Raw genomic sequence first — 6,844 nt, 5'->3', positions numbered from 1 at the left:
CAGGGCGCGGGCCTGGGGCGTGGTGGCGGCCTCGGCGAGGCGATCCAGGCGTGCGGAGCGCGCGCCAGGGGGGTGCGGAAGTCGTGAGCCAGCTGGTCGGCCGAATCGCGCAGCCAACTGAGCAGCTCTTCCAGCCGGTCCAGGGTGAGGTTCACGTGACCGGTCAATTCGGTCAGTTCGGGCGCGAGCGCCGTCTCCGGAGCCCGGACCGAAAAGTCGCCGACCGCGGCCCGGTCCAAGGCTTGGCTGACCTGAGCCACGGCGTTGGTGAGCCGGCGCCGGGCGAAGGTGGCCGCCGCCAGGCCGATGGCCAGCATCAGCGCCCCGGCCGCCGATCACCAACCGCCACGGCCTGGCCCCAGGCGTCGCCGGTGGCGCCGACGACGCGACCGACGGCGATGTCCATCGCCCCGACGGAGCGCTTGACCACCACCACCTCGACCGAGCGGGCCGGGCACAGCACGCCGCGCGGCAGGCGCACGACGTAGACGTCCTCGCCCAGCCGGGGCGCCCGTTCGCCGCGCAGGCTCTCGAGCTCCTGCAGGCCCGCCGGCTTGCCGACGGGGGCCCGAATGAAGCGTACGCCAGCGCCGCCGCGGCCGGTGCGGCAGGTCTCCTCAAGGCTGCGGGCCTCTTCCTGCCGAGCGGGGCCGTTCTGGAAGGCGGTCAGCCAGGCCGACAGATAGGCGGCGTCGGCGGCCGTGATGGAGTCGCGGCCGAGGGCGGATTCGGCGCCGAGCTTGGAGGCCATGGCTCCGTAGTCGTCCAACGCCGCCAGGGCCGCCTTTTCCCGCTGGTCCATCCGGACCGCGGCGCCCGTGACCAGCAACGATCCGGTCAGCACCAGGGCGGACAGGACGGCGATCCCGGCGGCCAGTTGGGTGGTGGTGAGCCGGCCCAGCCACGCCCGCATGCGCCGGAACAACGCCGTCATCGCGGTCTCAGCCGCTCCAGGCCGTCAGGTCGCGGAACACCAGGCTCTGGCTGCGCGCCGAGACGATCAGCGGATGCAGGTCGTCGCCCAGCTCGGGCGCCTGCTCCTTCAGCCGGCGACGCAGGGCGCTGATGCGGGCGTCGATGATATTGACGAAATTATCGGGCAGGAAACGCCATTCCACCCAGCAACGCTCCCAGAGCATGGTCTTGGTCACCGGCTGGCCGCGGGCGGTCATCAGCTCGCAGACGATGGCGAACTCCAGCGGCGAAAGGTCGATCAGTCGCGACGTCCCCGCCGTCTCGAGCTTCAGGGTGCGGGCGCCCAGGGACAGGCGGAACGGTCCGTTGATCAGGTCCGAACCCGCCGGGCGGGCGCGGCGGGCGGCGCGGCGCAGCTGGGCGGCGATGCGCGCCAGAAGCTCCTCGTCTCCGACCGGCTTGGCCAGGTAGTCGTCGGCGCCGCCGAGCAGGCCCTCGACCTTCTGCCGCTCGGCCCCCAGAGCGGTCAGCATCAAGGCCGGCGCGTCCGAGGACGGGCCCGAGCCGGCGCGCAGCCGCTTGAGGGTCTCCAGCCCGTCCAGGCCCTTGGTCATGCGATCCAGGACGAGGACATCATAGGGGTGGGTCGAAGCGGCCTGCAGCGCGGGCTCGCCGGCGTCGAAGCGGTCGACGCGCTGGAAGCCGGCCTGCAACAGGCGTTCGGCGACGTGTTCGGAAAGGGCCGGATCGTCCTCGAGCAGCAGGGCGGTCCGCCCCGCGAAGACGTCGTTCAACTGGGCGAACGGGTCCTCGCCGCTCTGGGTCGTTTCTCCGTCCACGCACGCCTCCTGTCAGTCAAACGATACGGCGTTGAAGCGGAATGACAATGCTCAACGGCCGCGACCGCACAATGCGGGAATACACGGGGCGACGGGGGTGATTGTTCCTGATGGCCGACCCCGAGCCGGAGCCCCCCTTCACCCTCCCCCGATGGGGGAGGAACACCAGATGCGCTCAAGCAGCGAGCGACCGCGTCGCGAGCGATAGCGCCCTAGAAAGCGCTTCCCCCGTGATCGCCCGGCCCAGGATGAGGGCGTGGACGTCGTGGGCGCCCTCGTAGGTGTTGACGGTCTCCAGGTTCATGGCGTGGCGCATCACGTGCATCTCACCGGTGATGCCGGCGCCGCCGTGCATGTCGCGAGCCTCGCGGGCGATGGCCAGGGCCTTGCCGCAGTTGTTGCGCTTCATCATCGAGATGGCCTCGGGGACCCAGTCGCCGGCGTCCAGCCGACGGCCCAGCGCCAGCGCGCCCTCGAAACCGAGGAAGATCTCGGTCTGCATGTCGGCCAGCTTCTTCTGAACCAGCTGACGGGCGGCCAGCGGACGGCCGAACAGCATGCGCTCGGCGACATAGGCGCGGGTCAGGTGGAAGCAGGCCTCGGCCGCGCCCATGGCGCCCCACGAGATGCCGTAGCGCGCCTTGTTCAGGCAGGAGAACGGACCGCGCAGACCCTTCACGCCCGGCAGCAGGTTCTCTTCAGGCACGAAGACGTCGTTCAGGCCGATGTCGCCGGTGATCGAGGCGCGCAGGCTAAGCTTGTCGCCAATCTTGTCGGTGGTGAAGCCGTCGAAGCCGCGCTCGACGATGAAGCCGCGGATGACGTCGTCGAGCTTGGCCCAGACGATGGCCAGGTCCGAGATCGGCGAGTTGGTGATCCAGTATTTGGCGCCGTTCAGGCGGTAGCCGCCGTCGACCTTGACCGCCTTGGTCTTCATCGAGGCCGGGTCCGAGCCGCCGTCGGCCTCGGTCAGGCCGAAGCAGCCGATCAGCTCGCCGGCGGCCATGCGGGGCAGGAAGCGCATCTTCTGCTCTTCCGAGCCGAAGGCGTAGATCGGGTACATGGCCAGCGAGGACTGCACCGACATCGCCGACCGATAACCCGAATCGACCGCCTCGATCTCGCGCGCGATCAGGCCGTAGGCGACGTGGCTGGCGCCCGCGCCGCCGTACTGTTCGGGCAGGGTCGCGCCCAGGAAGCCCATCTCGCCCATCTCGGTCATGATCGAGCGGTCGAAGGTCTCGTCGCGGAAGGCGGCGACGATCCGGGGCAGCAGCTTCTCGCGGGCGTAGGCGCGCGCGGCTTCCTGGATCATGCGCTCGTCGTCGGTCAGCCGTCCGTCCAGGTCCAGCGGGTCCTCCCACTTGAAGGTCTTCGTCGGAGCGGTGGAGCCGTCGGCCATGGTGGTCCTTCCTGAGCGGGCGGGGTTCAGGCGATCGTGAGCGTCCGTGAGGATCGCCCCCCTGTTCTGCGCTGCGGTTTAGGCCAGAATGGCGGGCGCGGGTAGAGGGAGCGCCCGCGGCAGGCTATGCAGGGACATGACCCGGACGCTGAAGCAATTGTTCGCCGACCATCCCCGCGAGGTGGGCGAGAGCTATTTCCAGCACATGGCGCACTCGGCGAGCTTCGGCTTCAAGCTGGCCCGCCTGTCGGCGACCGCCTTCGTCCACGCCATGGTGCCGGGCGTGCACAAGACCACCGTGTCCGACGAGATCAAAGGCATGGCCCGCGATATGGGCGGCCGAGCCGAGGAGGCGCGGGAGTGCCGCATGCGCGACGCGGGCGTCTGGGACGTGGGGCTCTAGACCTTCTTGACGTACTGGCCGGTGATATCCGAGCCCATCGCGCAATAGCGGGCCGCCGCGTTCTGGTCGTCCGCCACCGCCATGCCGACATCCGTGGGCCTGACGACGATGCTCGGCGGATCTTCGCCCAGGTCCTCGGCGCTCAGACCGCCCAGATCGGTCTCGAAGGGAACGAGACGTGCGGTGAACGCCCCGTCTGCGAAATCGCCGACGGCGACCAGCTCGCAGTCCGCGGGGGTCGCGTCGCCGGCGGGCGTCCCGCCGGCCCGAATCGCGATCCGCCACCGCCCATCACCCTGCCGCTCGAGCGTCATATCGGCGGCGCTCGGGTCGTGGCGATTGAAGGTCCCACCGGACCCGATCATGTAGGTCTGGGTCAGCCAGTCGGTGGTGGCCTGAGAGACTGGGACCTCCGCCTGTCGCCTGGCTGGATCGTCACAGGCGGCCAAGAGGCCCACGGCTGAAGCGGCCAGGAGCGCGGGCAGGAGGCGGAGGCGCATGGCGGAGTCCCTGAGTTTGCGGGCGTGCAGGGTAATCTTCTTTTTTGCCCGGTCCGGCGGTACTGACCGAACATGACCCAAACCCAAGGCCCCCTTTCCGGCGTTCGCGTCCTCGACCTCAGCCGCGTGCTGGCCGGGCCCTGGGCGACGCAGACGTTGGCGGACCTGGGCGCCGAGGTGATCAAGGTCGAACGGCCCGGCGTCGGCGACGACACCCGCCAGTGGGGCCCGCCCTTCACGACCAAGGCCGACGGATCGAAGGGCGACGCCGCCTACTTCCTGTGCGCCAACCGGGGCAAGAAGTCGGTCGAGCTGGACATCGCCTCGCCCGAGGGCGCCGCCGCCGTGCGGGAGCTGGCGAAGAGCTGCGACGTGGTCGTCGAGAACTTCAAGACCGGCGGCCTGAGGAAGTACGGCCTGGACTACGCCGGGCTGTCGGCGGTGAATCCGAAGCTGATCTACTGCTCGATCACCGGCTTCGGCCAGGACGGGCCGGACGCGCATCGGGCCGGCTACGACTACATGATCCAGGCCATGGGCGGGCTGATGTCGATCACCGGCCAGCCGGACGGCGCGCCCGGCGCCGAGCCGATGAAGGTGGGCGTGGCGGTGGTGGACCTGTTCACCGGCCTTTACGCCTCCAGCGCCATCCTGGCCGCCCTGCTCCACGCGCGGGCCACCGGCGAGGGCCAGCACGTCGACATCGCCCTGTTCGACGTCCAGGCGGCCATGCTGGCCAACCAGGCGACCAACTTCTTCGTTTCGGGCCAGGCCCCCACGCGGATGGGCAACGCCCACCCGAACCTGGCCCCCTACCGGCCCTTCCCTTGCAACGACGGCAGGGTGGTGATCGCGGTGGGCAACGACGGACAGTTCCGGGCGCTGTGCGGCGCGCTCGGGGTCGAGGCGCTGGGGACGGACGCCCGCTTCGCCACCAACGCCCAGCGGGTCGCCCATCGCGAGGCGCTGACGCTGGCGCTGTCCGCCCTGACGGCGCGCCACAGCATGAAGGCGCTGATGGCGATGCTGGAGGCCGCCGGCGTGCCCTGCGGGCCGGTCAACACGATCGACCAGGTGTTCGAGGAGCCGCAGGCGAAGCACCGCGGCCTCGTCGTCGAGCAGACCCGCTCGGACCTGGACGGGCCGGTGCGATCCGTCGCCTCGCCGATCCGGATGTCGAGGACGCCGGTCGTCTACGACCGGCCGCCGCCGGCCCTGGGCGCGGACAACGACGAGGTGCTGGGTCAGTCCAAACCCTGACGCGATGGCTCAGCTTTCCGGGACCGCCTCGATGATCCGCAGATCGCGGATCGCGGCGTCGCCCAGCACGCGCAGCGCCGCCTGGTAGGCGGGACTTTCGTAGGCCGCGACGGCCTGCTCGACGCTGTCGAACTCGATCAGCGTGGTGCGTTCCACCGTGCCGGATTCGAACGCCGCCGCCGGCGTTCCGCGCGCCAGGAACCGCCCGCCGCCGTGCCGCATCGCCGGTCCCGCGAGCTTGATGTAGGCCTCGAGCCGCGCGGGGTCGCTGATCGAGCGGAAGGTGTTGATCCAGTAGGCCTTGGGCATGCGGGCTCTCCTTTCACGCGGAACTTGCGCCGGACCCGTCAGTAGTCCGCGCCGCCGCCCATCGCCATGAGCACGCAGCCGGCCAGGGGAAAGACGACGAAGGCGAGCGTCAGCACGATCGCGCCGGCCTTCTTGGACCAGCCTAGCGCGCCGCTGATCTCGTGCTCGTCCAGCTCGCCGACCTTGCCCGGCGTGGCGTCCAGCCGCCAGTCGCCGTCCTCGTCGTCGGCCTCGGTGAACTCGCCGCCGCGGGCCCGGGCGATGATCTCGCGCGCCTTCACGATCTGGTTTCCGGGCGCGACGACCCGTACGCCGCCGATGGCGATCAGCAGGTCGGGGTTCATCGTCGCGGTGTCGCGGTCCGCGAGCCGGGCGGCCACGCCGTGGCGGTTCAGCAGGGCGACCGCCAGTTCTCCTTCGGGAATTGTGGAGAACCGGGCGACCTCGAGAACGTCGCGGCCCCAGCTCACGGCGTCAGAGATCCAGCAGCGCCCGGGCCGGGTCTTCCAGCAACTCCTTGACGCGGACCAGGAAGGTCACCGCCTCCTTGCCGTCGACCAGGCGGTGGTCGTAGCTGAGGGCGATGTACATCATCGGCCGGATCTCGACCTGGCCGTTCACCGCCATCGGACGCTGGACGATGTTGTGCATGCCCAGGATGCCGGACTGCGGCGCGTTCAGGATCGGCGTCGACATCAACGAGCCGTAGGTGCCGCCGTTGGTGATGGTGAAGGTGCCGCCCTGCAGCTGGTCCAGGGTCAGGTGGCCGTCGCGGGCCGCCTTGCCCAGCTCGCCGATGCCCTTCTCGATGCCCGCCAGGGTCAGGGCGTCGGCGTCACGCAGCACCGGCACGACCAGGCCCTTGTCGGTGCCGACGGCCACGCCGATGTCGTAGTGGTTCTTGTAGATGATGTCCGTGCCGTCGATCTCGGCGTTGACCGACGGAATCTCCTTCAGGGCCGCGACCACGGCCTTGGTGAAGAAGGACATGAAGCCCAGCTTCACGCCGTGGCGCTTCTCGAACACCTCTTTGTACTGGGTCCGCAGCGCCATGATGTTGGTCATGTCCACCTCGTTGAAGGTGGTCAGCTGGGCGGCGGTGTTCTGCGATTCCTTCAGGCGGCGGGCGATGGTCTGGACGCAGGCGCGTCATCTTCACCCGTTCTTCGCGCGGCTGGTCGGCGCGCGGCGGCGGCCGGGGCCGCCGCAACGGCCG

General features: G+C 70.0%; 9 protein-coding genes and 1 pseudogene. 2 read left to right on the top strand and 8 right to left on the bottom strand.

Translation table 11 applies throughout. The features are described 5' to 3' along the window. The 4 genes from AC2W7C_RS11670 to AC2W7C_RS11655 form a co-directional block, all read right to left on the bottom strand. Positions 1–317, bottom strand: a 317-nt coding sequence (locus AC2W7C_RS11670; protein ID WP_486001587.1) for a HAMP domain-containing protein, incomplete at its 3' end; no start/stop codon positions are given. Then, on the bottom strand, positions 317–934 hold the full coding sequence (locus tag AC2W7C_RS11665) for a hypothetical protein (protein WP_486001586.1): 618 nt from the start codon (positions 932–934) through the stop codon (positions 317–319). The genes AC2W7C_RS11665 and AC2W7C_RS11670, both read right to left, overlap by 1 nt. A 7-nt stretch (positions 935–941) precedes the next feature. Beyond that, positions 942–1,754: a response regulator transcription factor gene (locus tag AC2W7C_RS11660; protein WP_486001585.1), complete on the bottom strand. Its 813-nt coding sequence runs from the start codon at positions 1,752–1,754 to the stop codon at positions 942–944. A 175-nt stretch (positions 1,755–1,929) separates the two neighbouring features. Continuing rightward, a complete protein-coding gene (locus AC2W7C_RS11655) occupies positions 1,930–3,156 on the bottom strand; it encodes an acyl-CoA dehydrogenase (protein ID WP_486001584.1) in 1,227 nt (408 codons plus the stop codon). 136 nt (positions 3,157–3,292) lie between these two features. On the opposite strand from AC2W7C_RS11655, the gene AC2W7C_RS11650 reads away from it, so the two are divergent. Next, on the top strand, positions 3,293–3,559 hold the full coding sequence (locus tag AC2W7C_RS11650) for a DUF6356 family protein (RefSeq protein ID WP_486001583.1): 267 nt from the start codon (positions 3,293–3,295) through the stop codon (positions 3,557–3,559). On the opposite strand, the gene AC2W7C_RS11645 is transcribed toward AC2W7C_RS11650, so the two are convergent. Next, positions 3,556–4,059 carry a hypothetical protein gene (locus AC2W7C_RS11645; RefSeq protein WP_486001582.1) on the bottom strand — a complete coding sequence of 168 codons (504 nt, stop codon included), beginning with the start codon at positions 4,057–4,059 and terminating at the stop codon, positions 3,556–3,558. The genes AC2W7C_RS11650 and AC2W7C_RS11645 overlap by 4 nt on opposite strands. A 72-nt stretch (positions 4,060–4,131) precedes the next feature. On the opposite strand from AC2W7C_RS11645, the gene AC2W7C_RS11640 reads away from it, so the two are divergent. Beyond that, complete coding sequence (locus AC2W7C_RS11640) at positions 4,132–5,319, top strand: CaiB/BaiF CoA transferase family protein (RefSeq protein WP_486001581.1); 1,188 nt, start codon at positions 4,132–4,134, stop codon at positions 5,317–5,319. 9 nt (positions 5,320–5,328) lie between these two features. Here AC2W7C_RS11640 and AC2W7C_RS11635 read toward each other — a convergent pair whose 3' ends face one another. The 3 genes and pseudogenes from AC2W7C_RS11635 to odhB form a co-directional block, all read right to left on the bottom strand. Then, positions 5,329–5,628 (bottom strand): DUF1330 domain-containing protein, encoded by a 300-nt coding sequence (locus AC2W7C_RS11635; protein ID WP_486001580.1) that lies wholly within the window; start codon positions 5,626–5,628, stop codon positions 5,329–5,331. Between the two features lie 38 nt (positions 5,629–5,666). Then, positions 5,667–6,098, bottom strand: coding sequence for a hypothetical protein (locus tag AC2W7C_RS11630; RefSeq protein WP_486001579.1), 432 nt, complete (start codon positions 6,096–6,098; stop codon positions 5,667–5,669). A gap of 4 nt (positions 6,099–6,102) precedes the next feature. Then, positions 6,103–6,844, bottom strand: a pseudogene (odhB, locus tag AC2W7C_RS11625) (2-oxoglutarate dehydrogenase complex dihydrolipoyllysine-residue succinyltransferase); the annotation flags it as partial.

It is taken from the genome of Brevundimonas sp. CURTG3B2_SDJG (assembly GCF_057364705.1).
This window is presented reverse-complemented; position numbering and strand designations above follow the sequence as displayed.